22 protein-coding genes and 1 riboswitch are annotated in these 26,845 nt (G+C 60.8%); of the genes, 14 read left to right on the top strand and 8 right to left on the bottom strand.

Annotation, left to right across the window (positions count from 1 at the left end; translation table 11 throughout):
- Positions 1-14 precede the first annotated feature (14 nt).
- Positions 15-1,439 carry a bifunctional D-glycero-beta-D-manno-heptose-7-phosphate kinase/D-glycero-beta-D-manno-heptose 1-phosphate adenylyltransferase HldE gene (hldE, locus tag JOE29_RS21940; protein WP_003404685.1) on the top strand — a complete coding sequence of 475 codons (1,425 nt, stop codon included), beginning with the start codon at positions 15-17 and terminating at the stop codon, positions 1,437-1,439.
- A 142-nt stretch (positions 1,440-1,581) separates the two neighbouring features.
- Here the strand turns inward: hldE and JOE29_RS21935 are convergent, their stop codons facing one another.
- The 4 genes from JOE29_RS21935 to JOE29_RS21920 are packed head-to-tail and all read right to left on the bottom strand — an operon-like array spanning position 1,582 to position 4,943.
- The gene (locus tag JOE29_RS21935) at positions 1,582-2,538 is read right to left on the bottom strand and encodes a metal ABC transporter ATPase (RefSeq protein ID WP_074955279.1); all 957 of its coding nucleotides are present in this window, start codon (positions 2,536-2,538) and stop codon (positions 1,582-1,584) included.
- A gap of 36 nt (positions 2,539-2,574) precedes the next feature.
- On the bottom strand, positions 2,575-3,390 hold the full coding sequence (locus JOE29_RS21930) for an aldo/keto reductase (RefSeq protein ID WP_017278688.1): 816 nt from the start codon (positions 3,388-3,390) through the stop codon (positions 2,575-2,577).
- A complete protein-coding gene (locus tag JOE29_RS21925) occupies positions 3,387-4,562 on the bottom strand; it encodes an FAD-dependent oxidoreductase (RefSeq protein ID WP_210079858.1) in 1,176 nt (391 codons plus the stop codon). The genes JOE29_RS21930 and JOE29_RS21925 overlap by 4 nt, the downstream gene beginning before the upstream one ends.
- Positions 4,563-4,610: 48 nt before the next feature.
- Positions 4,611-4,943 carry an SMR family transporter gene (locus JOE29_RS21920; protein ID WP_074997461.1) on the bottom strand — a complete coding sequence of 111 codons (333 nt, stop codon included), beginning with the start codon at positions 4,941-4,943 and terminating at the stop codon, positions 4,611-4,613.
- A gap of 69 nt (positions 4,944-5,012) precedes the next feature.
- Between JOE29_RS21920 and waaA the strand changes: the two genes are divergently transcribed.
- Positions 5,013-6,293, top strand: a complete 1,281-nt coding sequence (gene waaA, locus JOE29_RS21915) for a lipid IV(A) 3-deoxy-D-manno-octulosonic acid transferase (RefSeq protein ID WP_210079857.1) — start codon at positions 5,013-5,015, stop codon at positions 6,291-6,293.
- Between the two features lie 192 nt (positions 6,294-6,485).
- Here the strand turns inward: waaA and JOE29_RS21910 are convergent, their stop codons facing one another.
- Positions 6,486-7,925, bottom strand: a complete 1,440-nt coding sequence (locus tag JOE29_RS21910; RefSeq protein ID WP_003392099.1) for a TolC family outer membrane protein — start codon at positions 7,923-7,925, stop codon at positions 6,486-6,488.
- A gap of 167 nt (positions 7,926-8,092) precedes the next feature.
- Positions 8,093-8,197: riboswitch (TPP riboswitch) on the top strand.
- 154 nt (positions 8,198-8,351) lie between these two features.
- Here JOE29_RS21910 and thiC point away from each other — a divergent pair.
- Positions 8,352-10,241: a phosphomethylpyrimidine synthase ThiC gene (thiC, locus tag JOE29_RS21905; RefSeq protein ID WP_010407496.1), complete on the top strand. Its 1,890-nt coding sequence runs from the start codon at positions 8,352-8,354 to the stop codon at positions 10,239-10,241.
- A 396-nt stretch (positions 10,242-10,637) separates the two neighbouring features.
- Here thiC and JOE29_RS21900 read toward each other — a convergent pair whose 3' ends face one another.
- Complete coding sequence (locus JOE29_RS21900; RefSeq protein ID WP_024648092.1) at positions 10,638-11,585, bottom strand: IS110 family transposase; 948 nt, start codon at positions 11,583-11,585, stop codon at positions 10,638-10,640.
- 396 nt (positions 11,586-11,981) lie between these two features.
- On the opposite strand from JOE29_RS21900, the gene cytX reads away from it, so the two are divergent.
- Positions 11,982-13,271 (top strand): putative hydroxymethylpyrimidine transporter CytX, encoded by a 1,290-nt coding sequence (gene cytX / locus JOE29_RS21895; protein WP_210079856.1) that lies wholly within the window; start codon positions 11,982-11,984, stop codon positions 13,269-13,271.
- On the opposite strand, the gene JOE29_RS21890 is transcribed toward cytX, so the two are convergent.
- Positions 13,240-13,986 (bottom strand): RsiV family protein, encoded by a 747-nt coding sequence (locus JOE29_RS21890; RefSeq protein ID WP_003402864.1) that lies wholly within the window; start codon positions 13,984-13,986, stop codon positions 13,240-13,242. The two genes, cytX and JOE29_RS21890, sit on opposite strands and share 32 nt — an antisense overlap.
- A gap of 207 nt (positions 13,987-14,193) precedes the next feature.
- Between JOE29_RS21890 and JOE29_RS21885 the strand changes: the two genes are divergently transcribed.
- From JOE29_RS21885 to JOE29_RS21845, 9 genes are all read left to right on the top strand, one after another.
- Positions 14,194-14,811: an NUDIX domain-containing protein gene (locus JOE29_RS21885; RefSeq protein WP_003342963.1), complete on the top strand. Its 618-nt coding sequence runs from the start codon at positions 14,194-14,196 to the stop codon at positions 14,809-14,811.
- Positions 14,802-15,254 (top strand): DUF1249 domain-containing protein, encoded by a 453-nt coding sequence (locus JOE29_RS21880; RefSeq protein ID WP_003393560.1) that lies wholly within the window; start codon positions 14,802-14,804, stop codon positions 15,252-15,254. Before JOE29_RS21885 ends, JOE29_RS21880 begins: the two co-directional genes overlap by 10 nt.
- A 145-nt stretch (positions 15,255-15,399) precedes the next feature.
- Entirely contained in the window at positions 15,400-16,206 is an 807-nt protein-coding gene (gene cpdA, locus JOE29_RS21875; protein WP_074955258.1) for a 3',5'-cyclic-AMP phosphodiesterase, read from the top strand.
- Positions 16,207-16,294: 88 nt separating this feature from the next.
- Entirely contained in the window at positions 16,295-16,912 is a 618-nt protein-coding gene (locus JOE29_RS21870) for a YqiA/YcfP family alpha/beta fold hydrolase (protein ID WP_003366268.1), read from the top strand.
- Between the two features lie 76 nt (positions 16,913-16,988).
- The gene (gene parE / locus JOE29_RS21865; protein WP_003342973.1) at positions 16,989-18,893 is read left to right on the top strand and encodes a DNA topoisomerase IV subunit B; all 1,905 of its coding nucleotides are present in this window, start codon (positions 16,989-16,991) and stop codon (positions 18,891-18,893) included.
- On the top strand, positions 18,890-19,867 hold the full coding sequence (locus tag JOE29_RS21860) for an esterase-like activity of phytase family protein (protein ID WP_058446022.1): 978 nt from the start codon (positions 18,890-18,892) through the stop codon (positions 19,865-19,867). Before parE ends, JOE29_RS21860 begins: the two co-directional genes overlap by 4 nt.
- A gap of 38 nt (positions 19,868-19,905) precedes the next feature.
- Positions 19,906-20,385, top strand: coding sequence for a TIGR02281 family clan AA aspartic protease (locus tag JOE29_RS21855; RefSeq protein WP_161421471.1), 480 nt, complete (start codon positions 19,906-19,908; stop codon positions 20,383-20,385).
- A 10-nt stretch (positions 20,386-20,395) separates the two neighbouring features.
- Positions 20,396-22,651: a DNA topoisomerase IV subunit A gene (gene parC / locus JOE29_RS21850; protein WP_210079855.1), complete on the top strand. Its 2,256-nt coding sequence runs from the start codon at positions 20,396-20,398 to the stop codon at positions 22,649-22,651.
- A gap of 183 nt (positions 22,652-22,834) precedes the next feature.
- On the top strand, positions 22,835-23,530 hold the full coding sequence (locus JOE29_RS21845; RefSeq protein WP_016567056.1) for a PqiC family protein: 696 nt from the start codon (positions 22,835-22,837) through the stop codon (positions 23,528-23,530).
- 396 nt (positions 23,531-23,926) lie between these two features.
- On the opposite strand, the gene JOE29_RS21840 is transcribed toward JOE29_RS21845, so the two are convergent.
- A complete protein-coding gene (locus tag JOE29_RS21840; protein WP_003317180.1) occupies positions 23,927-25,471 on the bottom strand; it encodes a HAMP domain-containing protein in 1,545 nt (514 codons plus the stop codon).
- 130 nt (positions 25,472-25,601) lie between these two features.
- On the opposite strand from JOE29_RS21840, the gene serB reads away from it, so the two are divergent.
- Entirely contained in the window at positions 25,602-26,816 is a 1,215-nt protein-coding gene (gene serB / locus JOE29_RS21835) for a phosphoserine phosphatase SerB (RefSeq protein ID WP_017278683.1), read from the top strand.
- The last annotated feature ends 29 nt before the right edge of the window (positions 26,817-26,845 follow it).

Raw genomic sequence — 26,845 nt, 5'->3', positions numbered from 1 at the left:
GTACGGGTTGTTCCATGAAGCTATCCATGCCGCGCTTTGATCAGGCCCCTGTCCTGGTGGTGGGCGATGTCATGCTCGACAGATACTGGCATGGTGGTACCTCGCGTATTTCCCCTGAAGCGCCAGTGCCTGTGGTCAAGGTCGATCAGATCGAGGACCGTCCGGGTGGCGCTGCCAACGTGGCCTTGAACATCGCTGCGCTGGGCGCACCCGCTTCGCTGGTCGGCGTGACGGGGGATGACGAAGCTGCCGAGAGTCTGACCAACAGCCTCAAGGCTGCTGGTGTGCTGGCGCGCTTTCAGCGCATCGCCGATCAGCCGACCATCGTCAAACTGCGTGTCATGAGTCGCCACCAGCAATTGTTGCGTATCGATTTCGAAGAACCGTTCAGGACTGATCCGCTGGCCCTGAGCGCAGAGGTCTACAGCCTGCTGGATGGCATCAAGGTGCTGGTCCTGTCGGATTACGGCAAGGGCGCACTGAAAAACCATCAGGCGCTGATTCAGGCCGCCCGCAAGCGCGGCATTCCGGTGCTGGCCGACCCCAAGGGCAAGGACTTCGCGATCTATCGCGGTGCCAGCCTGATCACGCCGAACCTCAGCGAATTCGAGGCCATCGTCGGTCATTGCGTCGATGAGGCGCAACTGGTCACCAAGGGTGCGCAGTTGATGCAGGAGCTCGATCTCGGCGCGCTGCTGGTGACCCGTGGCGAACATGGCATGACCCTGCTGCGTCCTGATCAGCAGGCGCTGCATTTGCCGGCCCGTGCCCGCGAAGTGTTCGATGTGACCGGTGCTGGTGATACGGTGATCTCTACCCTGGCGGCAGCGATTGCTGCCGGCGAAGAGTTGCCGCATGCGGTGGCGCTGGCCAACCTGGCGGCGGGCATTGTGGTCGGCAAGCTGGGTACCGCGGCCATCAGTGCCCCTGAATTGCGCCGGGCCATTCAGCGTGAAGAGGGCTCCGAGCGCGGTGTACTGGGCCTGGAGCAACTGCTGCTGGCGGTCGATGACGCACGCGCGCACAAGGAAAGGATCGTTTTCACCAACGGCTGCTTCGACATTCTCCACGCCGGTCATGTGACCTACCTGGAGCAGGCGCGCGCCCTGGGTGATCGCCTGATCGTTGCCGTCAACGACGATGCGTCCGTCAGCCGCTTGAAAGGGCCAGGCCGACCGATCAACAGCGTTGAGCGGCGCATGGCGGTGCTGGCAGGTCTGGGGGCCGTGGACTGGGTCATCAGCTTCCCGGAAGGAACCCCTGAAAACCTGCTGACCCACGTCAAGCCCGACGTGCTGGTCAAGGGCGGTGATTATGGTGTCGATCAGGTGGTCGGTGCCGATATCGTTCAGGCGTACGGCGGCGAAGTGCGTGTGCTGGGGCTGGTGGAAAACAGCTCTACCACCGCGATCGTCGAAAAGATTCGAGGGCAGGGGTAGGGGTAGGGGTTAGCTGCAAGCTGCAAGCTGCAAGCCAAAGCAGATCAAATCAAAAGGCTTGAGGCTTGAGGCTTGAGGCTTGAGGCTTGAGGCTTGAGGCTTGAGGCTTGAGGCTTGAGGCTTGAGGCTTGAGGCTTGAGGCTTACAGCTTGCCACTAATGGAGTGCAACAGCTCTCGGGCCTTGCCGGTCAGGCGTTTCAGCCCTGACTTCTTCGCTGGCGGGGCCATGCCCTGCTGACGCAGCCAGTCTTTCCAGCGAATCCGCTCTTCACGCACCACCCAGCCATCCTGCGCGGCGAAACTCTCGGCCAGGTACAGCCCTCTTGTACCGGCCGGAATCAGCTTGTCGCGCTTGAGCGTATACAGCTCAGGCAGAGGCGCGCCATTCTCCAGCGGCATCAGGTACAGGTCAGGTTTGCTGCGGTTGAGGCGGGCGACCAGTTGATCGTTTTCCAGAGCTTCGTCGACATGGAAAAGGCTGACCGGGCGCGCTTCCTTGGGGATTTCCAGGCGCATGTCGTAAATCAGCTGCAAGGACGCTGTGGGCAGATGCACATAGGCCCGTGGACGTTCCAGCAGGGTCAGACTGCCGGTTCGCACCGGTCTCGCGGCGCCAGAGAGGGGGCTCAGGCGAAAGGGCATGGCCTCGCGATAATGCAGCGCGGCGGCATAGGGCGCAGGCAGCCAGGTCTCCTTGAACAGCCCGCTGAGCCAACCCTGCGGTGTTTCGATCAGGCACTCTTCGGCCACTTCCTGAATCGCGGTGTGCAGCGGCAGTGTCAGCTCATGGGCCGGGACGTAACCCGAGATCAGCTTGAGCACGACGTCGCCGCGGTCCTGACGACGTTGGCGGACCAGCACCCAGTAATCGCGGTTCTGCCAATTGACGGTCAGGCGAACGGACACCCCCAGATTGGCCAGTTCGGTGGCGAAGTGTTCGGTGTCCGGCACGTCGATCTTGCGCCGCCGCTGCAAGGTCTGCGCGAAGTTCATCGGCATGCCGACGCTCTGGTAGCTCAGGCTTTCCGCAGAGGCCTCGACAAACAGCGGCAGGGTCTTGAAGTTGCTGGGATTCTTCCGGATCAGTGTTCGCGGCATAACGGCTCCTTCTTGCGTTGGGGTCGGCCGCCTCAATCAGGCTTGACGGCAAATCACGGCAGCGGCAGTTGCAACGTTGTGTGCCAGGTGCAACGGGTTGATGGTGCCGACAATAGCACTGGCAACCGCCGGATGTTCAAACAGTAGCTGGAAACTGGCGTGGACCGGGTCGATGCCGGGTGTCAGGCAGACATGACCACTGGCCAGTGCTTTCTTGACCAGAATGCCTTTGCCATGAGCCTGCGCGTAATCCAGTACCGGTTTTTCATCCTGCTCGTTGAGGTTGTAAGTGACCATTGCGCAGTCACCCTCGCGCAGCGCTAGCAGGCCGCCTTCGACGGTCTTGCCGGAAAAGCCGAAGCCGCGAATCTTGCCTTCGCGCTTGAGGTCGGCGAGCGTTTGATATACCCCGGCGTCGTTGAGGATCGCCAGATCGTTGCCGTCCGAATGCACCAGAACCAGATCGAGAAAGTCAGTTTCAAGACGTTTCAGGCTGCGCTCGACCGATGTGCGTGTATGGGCGGCGCTGAAGTCATGGCTCGACTGGCCGTTGACGAACTCCTCGCCAACCTTGCTGACGATTACCCAGTCCTGGCGCTGACCGCGCAGCAGCGGCCCCAGGCGCTCTTCGCTGGTACCGTAGGCGGGTGCCGTGTCGATCAGGTTGATGCCCATGTCGCGGGCCATGCGCAGCAGCATCTGCGCCTGCTGGTCATCGGGAATCTTGAAGCCGCTGGGGTATTTGACGCCCTGGTCGCGCCCCAGTTTGACGGTGCCCAGCCCCAGCGGCGATACGTTCAGGCCGGTACTGCCAAGCGGGCGATGCAGATTGTGCAGGGTTTTCAGGCTCATGGCAGCAGTTCATCCCAGACAGGTATGGCCATCGGAGGCCGTGGCACATCGCTCAGCGCAGCTTGCGGGGTTGGGTGGATGCCGTCTCTGGACAGCTGCGACAGGACCCGGTCGGCGAAGTCCGGTGCCAGCGCCAGCTTGGTCGGCCAGCCGATCATCAGACGTTGCTGGCTGTCGAGGAAGGCGTTGTCCGGGCGCACCAGCCCTGATTGAGCCGGCTCGGCACGATCAACACGCAGGGTCGCCCACTGCGCCTGACTCAGGTCGACCCACGGCAGCAGCGCCTCAAGCTCTTTGCGCGCGACGGCGATCTGCGCGTCCGGTTGGCGCGCCACGCCATCGGCTTCGGCCAGATCGCCACCCAGATACCAAACCCACTGGCCATCTGCGGCCGGGTGCGTGGTCATGGTGATGCGTGGCTTGGGCCCGCCACCCAGGCAATGAGCGTACAGCGGCTTCAAGGTCGGCCCCTTGACCAGCACCATGTGCAACGGACGGCGCTGCATCTGCGGTTGCGACACGCCCAGTGCGTTCAGCAGATCGGCATTGCCGCCACCGGCACTGAGCACGATGCGCTGCGCATGGATATCGCGACCATCGACGCGCAGACCGATCAGCTCATCGCCCTCGAAGAGCGGCTCGATGTGCTGACCGGCCAGCATGCTGTCACCGGCCAGCTCGGCAAGCCGCCCGATCAGGCTGGGTACATCGACCACCAGCTCGGCCAGTCGATAGACCTTGCCTTTGAATTTGGGGTTTTGCAGGGCTGGCGGCAGTTGCTCGCCCTTGACCTGATCCACACGGCCGCGCACGGCCTTGCTGGCGAAGAAACTGGTGAGGTTGCCGGCGATGGTGCCTGGCGACCACAGGTAATGGGCCTCGGACAGCAGGCGTACACCGGACAGGTCCAGCTCGCCCTTGCCATCGAGGGCCTCACGCCAGCGACGCGGCATGTCGGCAATGGCTTCGGAGGCACCTGACAGCGCGCCGTGCAGCGCGTACTTGGCGCCGCCGTGGATGATCCCCTGAGACTTGAGGCTTTGCCCGCCACCCAGGCTGGCGCTTTCTACCAGCACTGTCGAGAACCCTTGACGACGCAACCGGGCATTGAGCCAGAGACCGGCGACGCCAGCCCCGACAATCAGCACGTCAGTGGAAATAACCGATGGCATGAGCACCTCAGTGAGCGAAAAGTACCAGCATTATAAAGGATCGGGTTTTCAATGCCCGGCGGTTTTCGAGAACAGCTGAATGACTGCCACGCCTGCCACGATCATGCCCATGCCCAGCAGCGCGGGCAGGTCGAGTTTCTGGCCGTAGATGAAGAACGCCGCGATGCTCACCAGTACGATGCCCATGCCCGACCAGATGGCGTAAGTGATGCCCACCGGGATCGTGCGCATCACCAGAATCAGCATCCAGAACGCGATCGCATAGCCGGTAATCAGCAGCATCAGGGGCAGCGGGGTGCTGAATCCCTTCACCGCTTTCATGGACGTGGTGGCGATGACTTCCGCGCAAACGGCGATAGCCAACAGGTAATAAGCGTTCATGGTGCATTCCTTTTCGTCAGGCTGCGCATTCTAGCGACTTGTGATGGCGGGCTGATAAACTCCGCGCCCATGAATAGAACTCTTTATACCGTACTGTTTCATCTCGGCCTGCCGCTGGTTGCCCTGCGTCTGTGGTTGCGTGCGCGCAAGGCCCCGGCGTATCGCCAGCGCATCGGCGAGCGCTTCGCCCGCGGCTTGCCGGTCATGCAGCGGGGCGGCATCTGGGTGCATGCGGTGTCAGTGGGGGAAAGCATCGCCGCCGCGCCGATGATTCGCTCGCTGCTGGTGCAATATCCGCAATTGCCGATCACTGTGACTTGCATGACGCCCACAGGTTCGGAGCGAATCAAGGCGCTGTTCGCCAGCGAGCCGCGGATTCAGCATTGCTACCTGCCCTACGACCTGCCGTGGGCGGCCGCGGGTTTTCTTGATCAGGTACAGCCACGGCTGGGGATCATCATGGAAACCGAGCTGTGGCCCAACCACATCCATCAGTGTTCTCTGCGCGGGATCCCTGTGGTGCTCGCCAATGCCCGGCTGTCGGAGCGTTCGGCGCGGGGGTACGCGCGCTTTGCCGGGCTGACGCGACCGATGCTCGCGGAAATGGCCTGGTTCGCGGTGCAGACTGAAGCTGAGGCGCAGCGCTTTCGTGATTTGGGCGCACGTCCCGAGTGCGTGGCGGTGACCGGCTCGATCAAGTTCGACCTGAGCATCGACCAGCAGCTTCTGCAGCGTGCCGCCCAGCAGCGTGAACAATGGCAGACCACGCAGCGTCCGGTCTGGATCGCGGCCAGCACGCATGCGGGCGAGGATGAAAGCGTGCTGGCGGCTCATCGCACGTTACTGACCAGTCACCCCGACGCGCTGCTTATTCTGGTGCCGCGCCACCCCGAACGTTTCGACAGCGTGCATGCGTTGTGTCAGCAACAGGGTTTTGCGACGGTAAGACGCTCAACCGCGCAGGCTGTCACGGCGGATGTCTCGGTGCTGATGGGCGATACCATGGGGGAATTGCTGTTTCTCTATGCGCTGGCTGACATCGCTTTCGTTGGCGGCAGCCTGGTGCCCAACGGCGGGCACAACCTGTTGGAGCCTGCAGCACTGGCCATGCCGGTACTCAGCGGCCCGCACCTGTTCAACTTTCTTGAGATTGCCGCAATGCTGCGCAAGGCCGGTGCATTGCAAGAGGTCAACGATGCAGCAGCGCTGGCCGCCGCCGTGCAGGGCCTTTTCGACCAGCCGCAGCAGGCGCGCAACATGGCCGATGCCGGGCTTGCGGTGATGAAAGCCAATCAGGGCGCACTGCAACGCCTGCTCGACGGGATCGGGCGATTGATGAGCAAACGCTGAATCGGGAGGGCGCAGAGCGTCCGGAACGGCATACCCACGCGGAGCATGGGCACGATAGTTGAGCTCGTCCAGACGCCTATCGTTCCTCACGCTCCAGCGTGGGAATGCCTTGGGTGACGCTCCGCGTCACAAATCTGCGTCGCGCTGCATGACTCGAAGTCGGGCGTAGAGCATCCAGAGCGGTCAGCAATCTCAGCGCTTTGCAGGTCGCTCGAAGTTCTTCTGCGCGGCAGTCGCCAGGTCCGGCGGCAGGAAGTCCTTGTCCGGGTTGTAGTCGGCCTTCAGGTAGCGCGACAGGTCCTGCAGGTCGCCCGGGTTCAGGGTGCCTGCTGCCTGCTTGAGGCGCAGGTTGTCGAGGATGTAGTCGTAACGCGTGTTGTTGTAGTCCCGCACCGAGGCATACAGCTGGCGTTGCGCATCCAGCACGTCGACGATGTTGCGGGTGCCGACCTGATAACCGATTTCAGTGGCTTCCAGCGCGCTCTGGTTGGAAATGATCGATTGTTTGCGGGCCTGGACCTGCTCCACATCGGTATTCACCGCGCGATGCAGGTTGCGCGTATTTTCCACCACCTGACGACGCAGGCTTTCACGGCGTTGCTCGCTCTGGCTCAGGCGCGCATAGGCTTCGCGTACCTGTGAGCTGGTCAGCCCGCCGCTGTAGATCGGGATATTCAACTGCACGCCAATGCTGCGCTGCTCGACGTCGCCGCCGTAGTTGCGGCCGGTGTAGTTGGGGTTGCTGAAACCCAGTGCATCGTTATCGCCACGCTGATAGGTCGCCACGGCATCGAGCGTCGGCGCGTGTCCGGCCTTGCGCTGACGCAGGGTTTCTTCGGCGGCATTGACTGCGTAGTTGCTGGCCAGCAGATTGAGGTTCTGCTGCGCGGCGGTATCGACCCAGGCCTTGGCGTCATTGGGCGTCGGTGCCAGCACCGGCAGGGTATGCACGATGCCTTCGATCGAGTTGTATTCGCGGTTGGTCAGCGTCACCAGCGCCTGAAAGGCATCGTCGACCTGGCGTTGGGCAATGAGTCGGCTGGCGCGTGACGTGTCAAAGCTGGCCTGCGCCTGCAGTACATCGGTCTTGTCCGACAGGCCGACATCGAAGCGCTCGTTGGCCTGATCCAGCTGGCGCTTGAAGGCCGCTTCCTCGGCCTTGGTCGAGGCCAGATTGTCCTGTGCACGCAGTACGCTGAAATAGCTTTGCGCCGATTGCAGGATCAGATTCTGCTCGGTAGCCGATAGCTCGAGTGCCGCCTGTTCGTTGCTCGCTTCGGCAGCCTGCAGCTGGAACCAGCGGTCGGCGCGGAAGATTGGCTGGCTCAGCGTGGCCTGGTAGAGGTTGCCGCTGCGGGTGGCCACGGCTCTGGGCTGATCGATGCTGGTACGGGTGCTGCTGTTCTGGGCGCTGCCGGAAATGTTCGGCAGCAAACCGGCGCGGGCCTGCGGCACGGCTTCCTTGCGCGCATCGTAATCGGCGCGAGAGGCTGCGAGGTCGGCGTTGTTGTCCACGGCCTGCTGATAAACGCTCAACAGCCCTGTCTGCGTTGGCCTTGGCAATTCGGCTGCCCAGGTCAACCCGCTGGACGCAAACGAAACAGCCACGACCAACGAAAGTTTGCGCAACATGAGGCATTCCCTGTTCATGAAGAAAGTAATTACAGTTCGGGTTGAAGAGAAACCGGGCTAGGGAGTGTAGAGCCAGACGCTTTTGGCAACAATCGTCGATTTGCGCCATTTATCGAGCCCCGTGCAAATAGGCTGGCGTTGCGACGGCACCCCGTCATAGACTGGCGGCGTTCTTGTCGGGGTGCCTTGCTATGAGGCTGAGATCGGTTAAACCGGATCCCGTTGAACCTGATCAGGTTAGCGCCTGCGTAGGGAACAAGATTTCTCGTCTCCCGGCGAGTCCTCTTGAGTGCCGTCCGGGGTCGATTGTTCAAATAATGAACAGTTTCGCCTCCTTTCGATACTCAGCACCAGCATTGGTGCACCCGTCCGTCATGTCAGGTCACTCCGACAATAAATCCGCAACTGGATGTCTGGAGAGCCGTGATGAGTATAAAAGCAAAAAACGCAGCCCATTTGAGTGAGTCGGCGCAGGTCGATTCCGGATCGGTACAGCCGTTTACCCGTTCGCAGAAAATCTACGTTCAGGGCTCGCGCCCGGACATCCGCGTGCCGATGCGCGAAATCACCCTGGACGTCACCCCGACTGACTTTGGCGGCGAGATTAACGCCCCGGTCACGGTCTATGACACCTCCGGCCCCTACACCGACCCCAATGTGATCATCGACGTGCGCAAAGGCCTGGCTGACGTGCGTTCGCCATGGATCGACTCGCGCAATGACACCGAGCGTCTGCCGGGCCTGAGCTCCAACTTCGGCCAGCAACGCCTGAGCGATGCCGAACTCACCGCGCTGCGCTTTGCTCATGTACGCAACCCGCGCCGGGCCAAGGCCGGCGCCAACGTCAGCCAGATGCACTACGCGCGTCAGGGCATCATTACTGCCGAGATGGAATACGTCGCCATCCGCGAGAACATGAAGCTCCAGGAAGCCCGCGCCGCAGGTCTGCTGACCCAGCAACATGCCGGGCACAGCTTTGGCGCGAGCATCCCGAAGGAAATCACTGCCGAGTTCGTGCGAGAAGAGATTGCCCGGGGCCGCGCGATCATCCCGGCCAACATCAACCACGTCGAGCTTGAACCGATGATCATCGGCCGCAACTTCCTGGTGAAGATCAACGGCAACATCGGCAACAGCGCACTGGGCTCTTCCATCGAAGAGGAAGTCGCCAAGCTGACCTGGGGCATCCGCTGGGGCTCGGACACGGTCATGGACCTGTCCACCGGCAAGCACATTCACGAAACCCGCGAGTGGATCATCCGCAATTCGCCGGTGCCGATCGGTACGGTGCCGATCTATCAGGCGCTGGAAAAAGTGGGGGGTGCAGCCGAGGACCTGACCTGGGAGCTGTTCCGCGACACGCTGATCGAGCAGGCCGAGCAGGGAGTCGATTACTTCACCATCCATGCCGGTGTGTTGCTGCGTTATGTGCCGCTGACCGCCAAGCGTGTGACCGGTATCGTCAGCCGTGGCGGTTCGATCATGGCCAAATGGTGCCTGGCGCACCACAAGGAAAACTTCCTTTACACGCATTTCGAAGACATCTGCGAAATCATGAAGGCCTACGACGTCAGCTTCTCGCTGGGCGACGGCCTGCGACCGGGTTCGATTGCCGACGCCAACGATGCGGCGCAGTTCGGTGAACTGGAAACGCTGGGCGAACTGACCAAGATTGCCTGGAAGCATGATGTGCAGACCATGATCGAAGGCCCTGGCCATGTGCCGATGCAGTTGATCAAGGAGAACATGGACAAGCAACTGGAATGCTGCGACGAAGCGCCGTTCTACACCCTTGGCCCGCTGACCACCGACATCGCGCCGGGTTACGACCACATCACCTCGGGCATCGGGGCGGCCATGATCGGCTGGTTCGGCTGCGCCATGCTGTGTTACGTCACGCCCAAGGAACATCTGGGGTTGCCGAACAAGGATGATGTCAAAACCGGGATCATCACCTACAAGATCGCAGCCCATGCGGCGGACCTTGCCAAAGGCCATCCGGGTGCGCAGATCCGCGATAACGCCTTGAGCAAGGCGCGTTTCGAGTTCCGCTGGGAAGATCAGTTCAACCTCGGCCTGGACCCGGACACTGCGCGTTCGTACCACGACGAAACCCTGCCCAAGGATTCGGCCAAGGTCGCGCATTTCTGCTCCATGTGCGGGCCGAAATTCTGCTCGATGAAGATCACTCAGGAAGTCCGCGAGTACGCCGCCAATCAGCGCATCGAAGCGGTAGACGTCGACGTCGCCAAGGGACTGGCCGAACAGGCCGAGCGCTTCAAGCAGGAAGGCAGCCAGTTGTACAAGAAGGTGTAAAGGGCGATAGCCCGTCGTTATACACAGTTCCGCTTTGATTCTGCCCGAAGGGCGTAGGAGCGACCGGGGCGGCGATCCCGCATTGTTCGCGAAAGCTTTATTCCGGGCGATACATCTTCAGCGGATGTAACGCCCCTTTCGCGAACAAGTTCGCTCCCACGGCCTTCGGCCAGAATCAGAAGCGGACTTGTGCATAGCGATGCATCGGACGCAGAGCACGCTTCTGCCCGAAGGGCGTAGGAGCGACCGGGGCGGCGATCCAGCATTGTTCGCGAAAGGGCTTGGCTTCTGCCCGAAGGGCGTAGGAGCGACCGGGGCGGCGATCCAGCATTGTTCGCGAAAGGGCTTGGCTTCTGCCCGAAGGGCGTAGGAGATTCTATGGTTTTGGGAAAGCCCTCAAGCCACTTTTGTTTGATATTCGCTCTGGTTCTTTAACAGAGCGAAGACTACTCGAGCCAACTTTCGGGAGAGCATGACCAGCGCTTGAGTTGTACTAAAGCCACGCTTTCTCTGCTCTTCATAAAAAGGCTTCCAGGCCGGCGTACGGCTCCCGGACATAGCCGCGTTGTGCAGCAACCGTCGGGCTTCTGGATCGCCGCGTTTGGTCAATCGACGAGGTCCATCACTTTGCCCTGATTTGGATACTCTCAGGTCCAGCCCAAGAAACGCGATAAAGGCGTTCGCTGCGCTGAACTCGCCTCGCTGAAAAGAAGTGACCAAACGAGCTGCAGTCAGAAAGCCGATCCCTTCTACTTTCATACAGCGGTTGACCTGCCTCATCAGCCCGGCTTCCTGCAGTACATCGCGAATCTTCTTTTCAACGAGCGCCTCAAATCGTTTCATCGAGTTGACCTGATTGGCGAACGCTGTTCTCAGAAAAGGCTCGTTGGTCCAGCTTTGTACCAGGCCAGTACGAGCCTGAACCAAGGCTGCACGACGTCGGAACAGGCTCAGAAGCTGCCGATAAAGCGGGCTCGCAGGTATCCAGGGCCGCAACTCATCAAGCTCGTTTTTCAGGTATCGGGCCAACAAACGAGCATCTTGGGCATCGGTTTTGGCGCGTATGTTGACGCCTTTACGGTAATGACTGAGCTGATAGCCATCCACCATATAAACGTCACAGCCTGCTTCGTGGGCCGCATCCGCGAACAGGACGTGATAGACGTTAGTGGCTTCGATGGCGATGGCGCAGCTGCTCGCCAAGGCCTTCAGCCATTGGGTGATGGCGACTTTGGTATTGGGGATTGCCTCAAGTCGATCATATTGATCGTGGTAGATCACCAGCTCATTCTTGGCGACATCTACACCGATGATCGGTTTTTCCAGAGTAACCCGCATTGCCATAACGCCTCCTCGGGGATAAGGTTTACAGACTTGAAGGGGCCACCCAGAGGCGCAGGCTTGTTTCTATCGTAGGTTGTGAGCCTTAAGCATTCTTTATCGGCGCTTGGGTGAAAGGAGGAGGGGTGAAATCTCCTACGGGTCTGTACTGCGCGAACAGTCAGAAGCGAACTAAGTCCCTCCTCCTCCCTTCAAGTCTTACCATACAAGCGAACTTGTTCGCGAAAGCTTTATTCCGGGCGATACATCTTCAGCGGATGTAACGACCCTTTCGCGAACAATGCGGATCGCCGCCCCGGTCGCTCCTACGGCCTACGGCCAGAAGCCCGCTCTGCGTCCGATTCTGAAGGTGCAGTGCGTCTGCACCCGGTTCCTAGACTTTCCACACGAGACACCCCTGTGAATACACCCGGCACCTATTCTCCCGATACCCCAGTCCCCGCCAGCCAGCGCGTGTTCGGCGGGCGGGATCTGTTTTCCCTGTGGTTTTCCCTCGGCATTGGCCTGATGGTGTTGCAGACCGGGGCCTTGCTGGCGCCGGGGCTGGGCATGTCCGGCTCGATGCTGGCGATTTTCCTCGGCACGCTGGTGGGCGTCTTGCTGCTCGCCAGCGTCGGCGTGATCGGCAGCGATACCGGCCTGTCGTCCATGGCTGCGCTCAAGCTCAGCCTGGGCAGCAAGGGCGCGTCGCTGCCCGCGGTATTGAACCTGCTGCAACTGATCGGTTGGGGCTCGTTCGAGATCATCGTCATGCGCGACGCAGCCAGTCTGCTCGGCGCTCGGGCCTTTGCAGAGGGCAGCCTGTGGAGCAGTCCGTTGCTCTGGACGCTATTGTTCGGCGCACTGGCCACGCTGTTGGCCGTCAGCGGACCCTTGACCTTCGTGCGCCGGTTTCTGCGCAAGTGGGGCCTGTGGATACTCTTGACGGCGTGTGCATGGCTGACCTGGAACCTGCTGGCCAAGGCTGATCTGCCCGCGCTGTGGGCAACCTCCGGCGATGGTTCGCTGCCGTTTGCCTCGGGGTTCGACATTGCCATCGCCATGCCGCTGTCGTGGCTGCCGCTGATTGCCGACTACTCACGCTTCGGGCAACGCGCGAAAAGTGTCTTCGGCGGCACGGCTGCCGGCTTTTTCATCGGCAACTTCTGGCTGATGAGCCTGGGCGTCGCCTACACCCTGGCGTTCGCCCCAAGCGGCGAGATCAATGCCTTGCTGCTGGCACTGGCCGGCGCAGGTCTGGGTATCCCGCTGCTCCTGATTCTGCTGGACGAGACGGAAAATGCGTTCGCCGATATTCACTCGGCTGCGGTCTCCAGTGCTCTGCTGTCACGCATCAAGGTCGAGCATCTGGCATTGGTGATTGGCGTGATCTGTACGCTGATCGCCTGTCTGGCACCGTTGGCGCAGTATCAGAACTTTCTGTTATTGATCGGCTCGGTATTCGCGCCGCTGTTCGGCGTCGTGCTGGTTGACCATTTCGTTCTGCGTGGTCGCAGTGGTCAGGCGGCGGAGGGCGGTTTGCGCTGGATGAGCCTGCTGGCGTGGCTCGGCGGGCTCAGCACCTATCATCTGCTGGCCAATCTTTATCCTGAAGTGGGCGCAACACTGCCAGCGCTCATTGTCGCTGGCGTGTTGCAACTGCTGATCGGCGGTGCGATCAACCGCGGCCGGGGAACAGTTCCGGCTTGAGGATGCCATTGAGCTGCGGATAAGGAATCTTCAGCTCGATGTGACCCATCGAATACGGCGCGATGGTATCGACCGAGTACTTGAGGATCACTGCACCGTAGGTCAGCGCAATGTGGGGCGTGCGCTTGAACGGCCAGGTCTTCATGAACTCGCTGTCTTCATTCATCTTGGTCGATACCAGCCAGCCCTGGTGGGCCAGTTGGGCTTTCTGCCAGAACTCGCTTTCCTTGCCCGGGATGATCATGTCAGCCAGGGTCAGGACTTTCTGCTGCTGACGCGAATAGTTGATGAACGCCCGACCCGGGTTGCCGTGGGCACCGCCTGTCTCCAGATAGCTGGACAGCTCGACCACTACGATACCGTCATGCTGCTCGCGTACCTTGGCCTGCAGATAGCTGGCGTTGCGACCCTGGGCCTGGCTCAGAAACTGTTCCTGATAGGCTTTGATCGACGCAGGCGGCGATGCGCTGCTGTCGGCAACGGTCAGTTGCAGCAACGTCTTCTGAACGATGGCGTCCAGGCGCGGCTCATCGGGGAAGTGCACGGTATCGATGTTCACCAACGGGCAGTCGGCCGTGGTGCAGCCCGGCTTGATCAGCTCGGAAGCATCGCGCTGGACTTGCAGCGGTGTGCGCATGTTGGGCGTGAAGAGGCTTTGGCAGGCGCCGAGCAACAGGGCCAGGCAAGCCAGTGAAGTGATCCTCAATAACGACATGTTGATCCTTGGCAGTGTCAGTAAAGGCGGTTGCGTTGTACGTATGCAGGCTGGTTGGACTGTAAACAACGTCTTCGGTTCGATCATGGCAGATTAGAATTGTTTTAAGTCCCGGCCGTCTACCCTGCATCTTCAAGGGGGCTGCATCTGACTGCCGATGCGCGTTAGGATGGCCCGATGTCAAACACGGCGGCAAGCGAGAAACCCATGACCCAGACCACACGATCTGCACCAAGCGCTTTTGAAACCATAAAGCGTGAAAACTGCTTCAAGGGCTTCTATAAGCTGGACAAGCTGCATGTGCGCCACGAATTGTTCGCGGGCGGGATGAGCAAGGAAATCAGCCGCGAACTGTTCGTTCGCCACGACGCCGTCTGCGTGCTGCCTTATGACGCCAAACGTGACGAAGTCGTGCTCATTGAGCAGTTTCGCGTAGGCGCCATGAAAAAGACCAACAACCCCTGGCTGGTCGAACTGGTCGCAGGTCTGATCGACAAGGACGAGCAGCCGGAAGAAGTTGCTCATCGCGAGGCGGAGGAGGAAGCTGGGCTGAAGTTCGAAGCGTTGTGGCCGATCACCAAATACTTCCCTTCGCCGGGTGGCAGCGACGAGTATGTTCACCTGTTTCTGGGGCGCTGCACGAGCGAAGGCGCGGGCGGCTTGCACGGGCTGGAATCTGAAGGCGAAGACATCCGGGTCACGGTCTGGTCATTCGATGACGCCATGCAGGCGATGAAAGACGGAATAATCAAGAACGCATCGACGATCATCGCCTTGCAATGGCTGGCGCTGAATCGTGCAGAGATAAGGGGTTTATGGTCGTGAGTCCAGTGCGCGAACGCTACCGTGTCGATCTTGCCGGACTGCAGGCCGCGTGCGAGGCCAACTACGCGCGCCTGATGCGCCTGCTGCCCGACATGCGCAACGAACAGCGCTCACGCCGCGTCGCCGTTACCCAGGGTGATCAGATGCTCGGCGTGCTGGCAGTCGAAGTACTGCTCGACTGCCCGTACACCACCACCTTGCAGGTCTGCCAGGAACACAGCCTGCCCTGGCTACCGGTGCCCAAGCTCGAAGTACAGGTCTATCACGACGCACGCATGGCCGAAGTCATCGGCGCCGAACATGCACGACGCTTCCGGGGCATCTATCCCTACCCCAACGCCGACATGCACCAACCAGACGAAAAGGCCCAGCTCAACCTGTTTCTGGGCGAATGGCTGAGTCATTGCCTGGCGTGTGGGCATGAGTTTGAGGCGGTGCGCTGATCGCTTCTCGACACACTGATGGTTCTTGCCACCCAAGACCGTGAATCAGCAAATGTGACCAAATGCTCGTCCGCACGCACATTCCCGGTTTACCCGCCCGTTGCCGCATCACATAATCGCGCTGAATCCTCTCTGGGAGACGGTCTTGCCGAGCGCAGCCCTTTCATCGTCAGTTTTGCTGGTGCAGATATCCGATAGCCACTTGTTCGCCGAGGCGGACGAGGCGTTGTTGGGCATGAGTACGCGGGACAGTCTGGAAAAAGTCGTTGATCGGGTGCTGGCCGAGCAGCCGCACATCGATCTTGTGGTCGCCAGCGGCGATATCTCCCAGGACGGCAGTGTCGAGTCTTACGAAGCGTTTCGTCAGATAAGCGGGCGGATCAATGCGCCAGCGCGCTGGTTCGCCGGTAATCACGACGAACTGCCGCAGATGGAACAGGTTGCGCAGCATCATGGGCTGCTCGACCCTGTGGTGGATATCGGTCAATGGCGGGTGACGCTGCTGGATTCAGCGGTGCCCGGTTCGGTGCCGGGTTTTCTCGCGGCTGCGCAATTGCAGTTGCTGGAACAGTCGCTGAGCGAAGCGCCTGACCGGCATCACCTGGTTTGCCTGCACCATCACCCGGTGGCGATTGGTTGTGAGTGGATGGCGCCGATCGGCTTGCGCAATGCCGATGCGTTGTTTGCCGTGCTCGATCGTTTTCCGCAGGTTCGCGCCATACTGTGGGGGCATGTGCATCAAGAGTTCGACCAGATGCGTAACGGCGTGCGCCTGCTGGCGTCGCCTTCGACCTGCATTCAGTTCGCCCCGGGCAGTGTGGATTTCAAGGTGGACACTACGGCGCCGGGCTATCGCTGGCTGCGACTGCATGACGATGGACGGCTGGAAACGGCTGTTTCCCGAGTGGTCGGCCTGGAATTCGAGGTTGATTACGGCGGCACCGGCTATTGATCGGGCAGGCGGATACGTTTCCGGTGAGGTGCTGTAGCGTAAGTCCCTGTAAACTACACGGCTTTGCCTTGCACCCGGGAGCGACAGCGTGACGAGCGACACACCTTCACTGCTATACATCCATGGCTTGAACAGCTCGGCCTTGTCGAGAAAGGCCTGTCAATTAAGCGCGCTGATGAAATCCCTGGGTCTGGCTGATCGTTTGCAAGTCCCTGAACTGCATCACCATCCGCGTCAGGCCATGCTCCAGCTTGAAGCGGCTATCACGGCGCTGGGACGGCCATTACTGGTCGGCAGCTCCCTCGGCGGCTACTATGCGACTCATTTGGCGCAGCGGCACGGCCTCAAGGCGGTGCTGATCAACCCGGCAGTCAATCCGCATCAGCTGTTCGACGGGTTTCTCGGCGTGCAACAGAACCTGTACACCGGCGAGCAGTGGCAGTTGACCGAAGACCATATCCGGGCGCTGGCCGAGCTCGAAGTACCCGCGCCGCAGGACCCGCAGCAGTTTCAGGTGTGGCTGCAGACCGGTGACGAGACGCTCGATTATCGTCGCGCCGAGAAGTTTTACCGGGCCTGTGCCTTGCGCATTCAGGCGGGCGGCGACCACAGTTTTCAGGGTTTTGCCGAGCGCATGCCGGCACTGCTGACGTTTGCCGGATTTGCCCCCGATCTGTTGCAGAAGATCGATCTGTCGGCGCTGTAGGTGATCGATGCCCGGTCACATGAATGCAAGAACATTGAACCCCCGAAATTCCATGAAAGATTGATAACGAGAACCCATGGCCACTCCCAGCGCTAGCTCTTATAACGCAGACGCCATCGAAGTCCTCTCGGGCCTCGATCCGGTTCGCAAACGTCCGGGCATGTACACCGACACCTCGCGGCCCAACCACTTGGCTCAGGAAGTCATCGACAACAGCGTCGACGAAGCCCTGGCCGGGCACGCGCGTTCGGTACAGGTCATCCTTCATGCCGACAATTCGCTCGAAGTCTCCGACGACGGCCGCGGCATGCCGGTGGACATCCACCCGGAAGAAGGCGTGTCCGGCGTCGAGCTGATCCTCACCAAGCTTCACGCAGGCGGCAAGTTTTCCAACAAGAACTATCAGTTCTCCGGCGGCCTGCACGGCGTGGGCATTTCCGTGGTCAACGCGCTGTCCACTCAGGTTCGGGTGCGGGTCAAGCGTGATGGCAACGAATATGAAATGACCTTCGCTGACGGCTACAAGGCCACCGAACTGGCGGTCGTCGGCACCGTTGGCAAGCGCAACACCGGGACCAGCGTCTATTTCGCCCCCGATCCGAAGTATTTCGATACACCGAAGTTTTCTGTCAGCCGTCTCAAGCATGTGCTCAAGGCCAAGGCGGTTCTGTGCCCGGGTCTGCTGGTCAGCTTCGAAGACAAATCCAGCGGCGAGAAAGTCGAGTGGCATTACGAAGACGGCCTGCGTTCCTACCTGCAGGACTCGGTCACCGAATTCCTGCGCCTGCCGGACGAGCCGTTCTGCGGCAGCTTTACCGGTAACAAGGAAGCGGTCGACTGGGCGTTGCTCTGGCTGCCCGAAGGGGGCGACAGCGTTCAGGAAAGCTACGTCAACCTGATCCCGACGGCGCAGGGCGGCACCCACGTGAACGGTTTGCGCCAGGGCTTGCTGGATGCCATGCGCGAGTTCTGCGAGTTCCGCAACCTGTTGCCGCGTGGTGTGAAGCTGGCCCCGGAAGACGTCTGGGAACGCATTGCCTTCGTCCTGTCGATGAAAATGCAGGAGCCGCAGTTCTCCGGGCAGACCAAAGAACGTCTGTCGTCCCGTGAAGCGGCGGCCTTCGTCTCCGGTGTGGTCAAGGATGCGTTCAGCCTGTGGCTCAACACGCACTCCGAGCTAGGCCTGCAACTGGCCGATCTGGCGATCAACAACGCCGGTCGGCGCCTCAAGGCAAGCAAAAAGGTCGAGCGCAAGCGCATCACCCAAGGGCCGGCGTTGCCGGGCAAATTGGCCGACTGTGCCGGACAGGATCCGGCGCGCTCCGAGCTCTTCCTGGTCGAGGGTGACTCTGCCGGCGGTTCCGCCAAGCAGGCTCGCGACAAGGAATTCCAGGCGATCCTGCCGCTGCGCGGCAAAATCCTCAACACCTGGGAAGTGGACGGCGGCGAAGTGCTCGCCAGTCAGGAAGTCCACAACATTGCCGTGGCCATCGGGGTTGACCCGGGCGCAGCCGATATCAGCCAGTTGCGTTACGGCAAAATCTGCATCCTGGCTGACGCCGACTCGGACGGTTTGCACATTGCGACGCTGCTGTGTGCCTTGTTCGTGCAGCACTTCCGCCCGCTGGTCGACGCCGGGCATGTGTACGTCGCCATGCCGCCGCTGTACCGGATCGACCTGGGCAAGGAAATCTACTACGCGCTGGACGAAGCCGAGCGTGACGGGATCCTTGACCGCCTGGTCGCTGAAAAGAAACGTGGCAAGCCGCAGGTCACCCGATTCAAGGGGCTGGGTGAGATGAACCCGCCGCAGTTGCGCGAAACCACCATGGACCCGAACACCCGGCGCCTGGTGCAGCTCACGCTGGACGATTTCGCCGCCACCTCGGAAATGATGGACATGCTGCTGGCGAAGAAGCGTGCAGGTGATCGCAAGTCCTGGCTCGAGTCGAAGGGCAACCTTGCCGAGGTCCTGACTTGATACGAGCCTGGCTCGCCGCCCTGATCCTGATTGCCGCGCCGGTTGTCGCTGCGCCACTCGAGGCCCTGAAGCTGCAATCCGAGCACCCGGTAGATGACATGGCCGGTGGCAATCTGTCAGGTCTGGCAATGTGCAACGGCCAGTTGTGGACCGTGTCCGACCGTGACGACGATGTGCTGTACAGCCTGGATGTGTCGCAAGACACCTGGAAGGCTCAGTCACACCACATTGACGCACCGGCACCACAAAGCTATCTGCCGCTTAAGCTGCGTTTCATGGCGGGTCTTTCCGCGCTGATACGCGGCGGCAGTCTGGATTTCGAGGGTGTCAGCTGTGATGCAGCCGGCAATCGCTATCTGGTCAGCGAGGCTTACGGCGCAGTGCTGAAGGTTCCAGTCAGCGGTAAACCGTTCTGGCTGGATTTGCCGCAAGCGCTGGTGGATCAGGCGCAGGCTCAGGGCATGTTGCAGCGCTTTAACGCGATTTTCGAAGGGATTGCCGTGAATCCTGCGGGCGACCGTCTGTGGCTGGCGGCCGAACGCGAGAAGCGCGGCTTGCTGGTGGTGCAACGCGACAAGGAGCAGTGGACCTGCGGGCAAAGCTGCGTGCTGCTGTCCGAGTCCGGTCTGGACGCGTTGCCGCCAGAGCAGGGCAGCAAAAAGGTGTCGACGGATTTTTCTGATGTGTCGTTGTACAACGGCAAGCTGTTCACGCTGGAACGCGCGGTGTATCGCATCTGTCGGCGTGATCTCGAAACCGGGCAGGTCGAGCGTTGCTGGTCGTTTGCCAAGGAAGCCATGGTGCCGTCGCGTCGTTACGATCAACCCTACGGGCTGACCGAGGCACTGGTGGTGGACGAGAAGGGCGCGTGGATCGGCATCGATAATAACTTCGGTGTGCGTGCCGACGGTGAGAAACGCCCGATTGTCTGGCGTTTCGCTGCACCTGAGGCGGGCTGGAGCGCTGAGCAGTGAGCGAGGTGCAGCCAGGCAAGCGCGCTGGCAAGGTGCTGATGATCGTGGCCTGGGCGGCCGGTCTGTTTCTCGCGACGCGCTTTTTCGGCGATTGGGAAGACCGGCAGCAGAACCCCAACGCCGTGGTCACCTCGCAACACGGTGACGGCTATATAGAGGTGCAGCTGGCAGGCAATCGTCAGGGGCACTTCGTCACCACCGGCCAGATCAACGGCCGGACAGTGGAGTTCATGATCGACACCGGGGCGACCGATGTGGCCGTACCCGGTGATATGGCTGACCGCCTGGGGCTCAAGCGTGGCTTTCCCGTCACGGTCAGCACGGCCAACGGCAGCAGTCAGGGTTTTCGGACCACGCTTGACCGCTTGCAACTGGGCGATATCGTCCTGACCAATGTGCGTGCCCTGGTGGCACCCGGTCTGGACGGTGAACAGGTGCTGCTGGGTATGAGCGCAATGAAACAACTCGAATTCACACAGCGTGGCGGCAATTTGCTGTTGCGCCAGTCAACGAAATAATGAGGCCCGCATGAGCGACTCCCTTGACCTCAGCCTGGATGGTGTAGAACGCCGATCATTGGCGGACTTCACCGAACAGGCCTACCTCAACTACTCCATGTACGTGATCATGGACCGTGCTTTGCCGCATATCGGTGACGGCCTGAAGCCTGTTCAGCGACGCATCATCTACGCCATGAGCGAACTGGGCCTGGGTGCCGACGCCAAGCACAAGAAGTCGGCGCGTACCGTCGGCGACGTGCTCGGCAAGTTCCACCCGCACGGCGACTCGGCCTGTTACGAAGCGATGGTGCTGATGGCTCAGCCGTTCAGCTACCGCTACACGCTGGTGGACGGGCAGGGCAACTGGGGTGCGCCGGATGATCCCAAATCCTTTGCGGCCATGCGCTACACCGAGGCGCGTCTGTCGCGTTACTCGGAAGTCCTGCTCAGCGAGCTGGGCCAAGGCACCGCTGACTGGGTGCCGAACTTTGACGGCACCCTGGACGAACCTGCGGTGTTGCCGGCACGTTTGCCGAACATCCTGCTCAATGGCACCACCGGTATCGCCGTCGGTATGGCGACCGATGTGCCGCCGCATAACCTGCGCGAAGTCGCCAGTGCCTGCGTTCGCCTGCTGGACGATCCCAAGGCCACGGTTGCCGAGCTGTGCGAGCACATTCTGGGGCCGGATTATCCGACCGAAGCGGAAATCATCACGCCAAGTGCCGACCTGCTGAAAATCTACGAGACCGGACGTGGCTCGGTGCGCATGCGTGCGGTTTATCGCATCGAAGATGGCGACATTATCGTCACCTCACTGCCGCACCAGGTATCCGGTGCCAAGGTGCTGGAACAGATCGCCGCGCAGATGCAGGCCAAGAAGCTGCCGATGGTTGCCGACCTGCGCGACGAGTCGGACCACGAGAACCCTTGCCGTATCGTGATCATCCCGCGCTCCAACCGGGTTGAGCTGGACGAGCTGATGCAGCATCTGTTCGCGACCACCGAGCTGGAATCCAGTTATCGGGTGAACATCAACATCATCGGTCTGGATGGCAAGCCGCAGCTCAAGAACCTCAAGACACTGCTAGGCGAATGGCTGACGTTCCGTATCGGTACGGTGCGTCGCCGCCTGCAATTCCGCCTGGACAAGGTCGAGCATCGTCTGCACCTGTTGGACGGTTTGCTCACGGCTTACCTGAACCTCGATGAAGTGATTCACATCATCCGTACCGCCGAGCATCCGAAGGCGGAGCTGATTGCGCGTTTCGATCTGTCGGAAATTCAGGCCGATTACATCCTCGACACCCGTCTGCGTCAGTTGGCGCGTCTGGAAGAGATGAAACTGCGCAGCGAGCAGGACGCCTTGCGCAAGGAGCAGGCCAAGCTTCAGGCGTTGCTGGGCAGCGAGTCCAAGCTGCGCAAACTGGTGCGTGCCGAGCTGATTGCCGACGCGGAAACCTATGGCGACGACCGTCGTTCGCCCATCGTTGCCCGTGCCGAAGCCAAGGCGCTGTCTGAAAACGAATTGATGCCCACTGAGCCGGTGACTGTCGTCCTGTCGGAAAAAGGCTGGGTACGCTGCGCCAAGGGCCACGACATCGATGCTACCGGGCTTTCCTATAAAGCCGGGGACGGTTTCAAGACCTCGTCCATCGGCCGCTCCAATCAGTTCGCCGTGTTCATCGACTCGACCGGGCGCAGCTATTCGGTTGCGGCCCACACCCTGCCATCAGCGCGAGGCCAGGGCGAGCCGCTGACGGGCAAGCTGCAACCGCCACCGGGTGCGACCTTCGAGTGCGTATTGCTGCCGGAAGATGATGCGTTGTACGTGATCGCGTCGGATGCCGGTTATGGTTTTGTCGTCAAAGGCGAAGACTTGCAAGCCAAGAACAAGGCGGGCAAGGCGCTGCTGAGCCTGCCGGCCGGGGCGAAAGTCATCCTGCCTCGCCCCGTGCCTGATCGTGAGCAGAACTGGCTGGCTGCGGTGACCACCGAAGGCCGCCTGCTGGTGTTCAAGATCAGCGATTTGCCGCAGTTGGGCAAAGGCAAGGGCAACAAGATCATCGGTATTCCGGGTGAGCGGGTAGCCAGCCGTGAAGAGTATGTGACTGATCTTGCGGTGATCGGACAAGGCGCTACGCTGGTACTTCAGGCGGGCAAAAGAACGCTGTCGCTGAAACCTGAAGACCTCGAACATTACAAGGGGGAACGTGGCCGACGAGGCAATAAACTGCCAAGGGGCTTCCAGAGGGTCGATGCATTATTGGTGGAAAATAGCTGAAAACATTGATCTGGCACCAAGGTTCTTCGTTTTGCCATGAAGTACGATGCATAATCGCTGGAGTCATGGTGCATATTCACGGATGATATGGGGTCTTGGGGTGCATGCGTGGCTCAGTGCCTGCATGGGTCTTGAAAGTACTTATACTGTGGCTTGTCTCTGGACGGCCACCTGGATGGGATGATGAATTTTCTACGCCTTCCCTTGATCCTGCTGATGACTGGCGTTCTGGGTCTGGCTGGTTGCAGTGTGCACCAGCCGACCGCGCTTTATCAGCTCGATAGTGGTGAGCCTGGTCAGCCGAAACAGAGTAGTGGTCTGGCAGTACTGCTGGGTCCTGTTTCGGTGGCCGACTATCTGCAACGCGAAACCCTGCTGCAACGCCAGCCTGACGGTACCCTGACCGCCTCGTCCGATGGGCGCTGGGCAGGTAACCTGTCTTCGGATATCGACCAGTTGCTCTTGCGTCAGCTGGCCTGGAAGCTGGACAGCCAGCGCGTCGTCATGGCGCCCGCAACGGCCAGCTTCACGCCCGATGTTCAGGTCGTGCTGTCCATCACTCGCCTGGACTCCGGTGCCAAACAGCCCGCAGTACTGGACGCACAATGGCGACTTGTGGACCGCAAAGGCCATGTGCGTGACAGCCGACTGGTCCACCTGGAACAAGTCCATGCCGGCAGCTCTGCCGATCAGGTCAAGGCCCAGGGTATGCTGCTGCAGCGCCTGGCTGATCAGGTCAGCACGGCCATCAAGCCGATTTCCTGGCAGGCGCTCGAAGAGCCGAAAAAAACACCTGTCGCCAAGGCCAAAGAGCCTGACAAGCCAAGAATTCCACTGGCGTCCCCTATACGCACTGATCTTGAAGTGTTCCGCTTCTAGGATCGGCCCAACAAAAAGCCCGCAGCGATGCGGGCTTTTTGTTGGGCGCTCATCTCTGGTTCCCACACCTCGGCGTTCCTGGCGCGCCGCACCGTCAGGATAGGACGCAGAGCGTCCAGAACGGCATGCCCACGCTGGAGCATGGGCACGATAGTGATCTTGCGGACACCTGTCCTTCCTCACGCCCCAGTGCGGCATGCCCACGCTGGAGCACGGGCACGACGGTGATCTTGTGGACACCTATCGTTCCTAACGCTCCGCGTGGGAATGCAGTTCTTGACGCTCTGCGTCAACTGTTTGCGCCGGGCCAGGTTGATCAGGATCTGACGCCGAGCGCCCAGAGCGGCGTGCCCATGCAGAGCATGGGCACGAGGGAGGAGTCAGCGGAGGAGGCGATCAGGCCTTGTTGGATTCGTGCATGCGCGCCAACTGGCGTTCGAGCATCGACGGGTAGGGCTCCATCAGGCGTTCTACGCAGCAGGCACCTTCCGGACTGGCAATCGGGCGGATGCGGGCGCGTTGGCGGATCAGCGGGTCGTCGTTGATGCGGCGCTCGACCAGCAGCAGGTTGCGACTGTGCTGAGACAGTGCCAGTGCATCCTGCGCGGTTTCGGTCAGCAACAGATCGATCTGGCTCAAACCACTCAAGCCTTCGCCCAGCGTCAGGCCCAATTGCAGTTGCAAGGTAATGCCGCTGTCGGCCACCTCGATCTGCAAGGCATGGCTGAGTGCGCGCAACAGCTCACCGCAGCAGATTGCGTTGGTCAGGTAGTCATCACCGCTTTCGTGACTGTGGAACAGCATCAGCGTGCTGCCGTCATTCAGCGTATGCAGCTCGCTTTCATACAGCGAAGCGGCCTGATCGAGGCAGTCGCGGTAGCGTTGCAGCAATTCGGTCAGGCGTGCGCGGGGCAGGCGGCGCAATTGATCCTGCGCACCGAGCTGCACGGCCAGCACTGCGCTGTTGTGCGGTTCGACCGGCGCTGCCGAGGCAGCCACCGGGCGAACGGCTGGCGAGTTGTCCGACTGGTCGCGCAGATCGGCGAACGGATCCTCATCATCGTCGTCTTCATCTTCTTCGGCAACGATGCGGCGCTGCACAGGTGGTGCCGGCAAGCGCGGTTTTGCTTCGCTGCTGCGTGCCGAAACCTTTGGCGCGGGCTTCTCTTCCGGCTCCAGATAAGGATCTTCGCTGTCGTCTTCCTCGCCTTCATATTCGGGCTCGGGCAGCGGTTCTGGCTCCGGTACAGGCGGCGCGAACGAGGTACGCAACTGCCGCGCCAGATCGCCGATTTCATCCTGGCGATCTGTGGCTGGTGTGTACGGGTCAATATTCCGTAGCCAGATACGCATCTGCATCAGTGGCGTGGAGATATGGCGACCAAGGCGCAGGCTCAGGGCCAGCGCAAGGGCCAGCAGGATGCCGGCCAGAATGCCCATGCTCTGCAGACTGATGGTCAGCGGCTGCTGGAACTGTGACATGTCGAGGCTGATGCGCAGATGGCCCGCCATCACGTCCTGGAACGTGATCTTGATTTCATACAGGCCCTGAGCTTCCCCCAGTAGCCCGTTTTTCGGGCGCTGGCCGGCCTCCGCGAGGATGCGGTTATCCACACTGTAGATAGCGGCATGCGCTACCAGCGGATTCTTGACCAGATTACCCAGCAGCACGTTGAGACTGAGGATGTCGTTGGACACCAACAGCTCGGTAGCCGAGGTGGCGGTCTGGGTGGTCAGGGCCTGCCCCAGCGCATCAGCCTGTTCATGCATGGCCTGCTTGAACTGCAGGCCCATGACACCGGCGTAGATCACCAGCGCCAAAGCGACCAGGATCACGTTATGGCTGGCAATGCGCAAAGCGATCGGTACACGGCGATGACGCAGGGCACGAAAGATCAGCAGGAAGAAATTATCGGTTTTAACGGGCGTGGGCCGGTTCACAGAGCACGGCTCTTTCGGTGAAGTTGTCGCGCAGTATAACGAGCGACCCAGTGGCGGCAAAGCGCTGCCTGTGCCCGGTGGTCACTGAATGTGGTTAGAATGCGGTTTTTTTCCACTGCGGGGGTGCGCCTTGCGCGAAATCGTCCTGATTAACATCACTGGTGTCGACCGTCCCGGTCTCACTGCGGCCATCACCGGCGTCCTCGCCCAGGGTGGCGTGAACATTCTCGATATTGGTCAGGCGGTGATCCACGACACCCTGTCGTTCGGCATCCTGGTTGAAATTCCGGATACCGTGCAGGGATCCTCGGTGCTCAAGGACATCCTGTTCACCGCCTACGAACTGGATCAGCAAGTCCGTTTCACGGCGGTGTCCGAAACCGACTATCAACACTGGGTCGACGGCCAGGGCAAGGCGCGTCACATCGTTACGCTGCTGACCCGCAAGGTCACGGCCGAGCAACTGCAGTGCGTCAGCGCCATCACTGCCAAGTATGGGCTGAATATCGATCAGATCGATCGGTTGTCCGGTCGCATGCCGCTCGACACTCCGGCCGACAAGGGCAAGGGCTGCATTGAGTTCACCGTGCGCGGCGAGCCTGCCGACCCGAAAGCCATGCAGGCCGAATTCCTCGCGGTTGCCCAGGATCTCAACGTCGATATCGCGTTCCAGCAGGATTCGCTGTTCCGTCGTAACCGACGCCTGGCGGTGTTCGACATGGATTCGACCCTCATCGAGGCCGAAGTCATCGATGAACTGGCCAAGGCTGCGGGCGTCGGCGAGCAGGTTTCCGAGATTACCGAGCGTGCCATGCGCGGCGAACTGGATTTCAGCGAAAGCTTCAAAGAGCGTCTGGCCCTGCTCAAGGGGCTCGATGTGAGCGTGCTGGATGAAATCGGCGCGTCTCTGCGCCTGACCGAAGGCGCTGAAACGCTGTTCTCCGAGCTCAAGCGGCTGGGTTACAAGACGGCGATTCTGTCGGGTGGCTTCACCTATTTTGCCAAGCAACTGCAAGCGAAGCTGGGCATCGATTACGTCTTTGCCAATGAACTGGAAGTGGTTGACGGCAAGGTGACCGGCGTAGCCGTCGAGCCGATCGTCAATGCGCAGCGCAAGGCCGATCTGTTGCGCGAACTGGCCCACAAGGAAGGGTTGAGCCTGGAGCAGACCATCGCGGTCGGCGACGGTGCCAATGACTTGCCGATGCTGGCGATTGCCGGACTGGGTGTAGCGTTCCGCGCCAAGCCTTTGGTCAAACAATCGGCCAAACAGGCCATTTCGACGCTGGGACTCGATGGCGTGCTGTACCTGCTGGGTTTCCGCGACCGCGAAGGACAGCACTGACGCTCGGACCGTCGTGGTCTGCCCCTGAT

Source organism: Pseudomonas sp. PvP009 (assembly GCF_017832995.1).
GTDB classification, from domain to species: Bacteria; Pseudomonadota; Gammaproteobacteria; order Pseudomonadales; family Pseudomonadaceae; genus Aquipseudomonas; species Aquipseudomonas syringae.
This window is presented reverse-complemented; position numbering and strand designations above follow the sequence as displayed.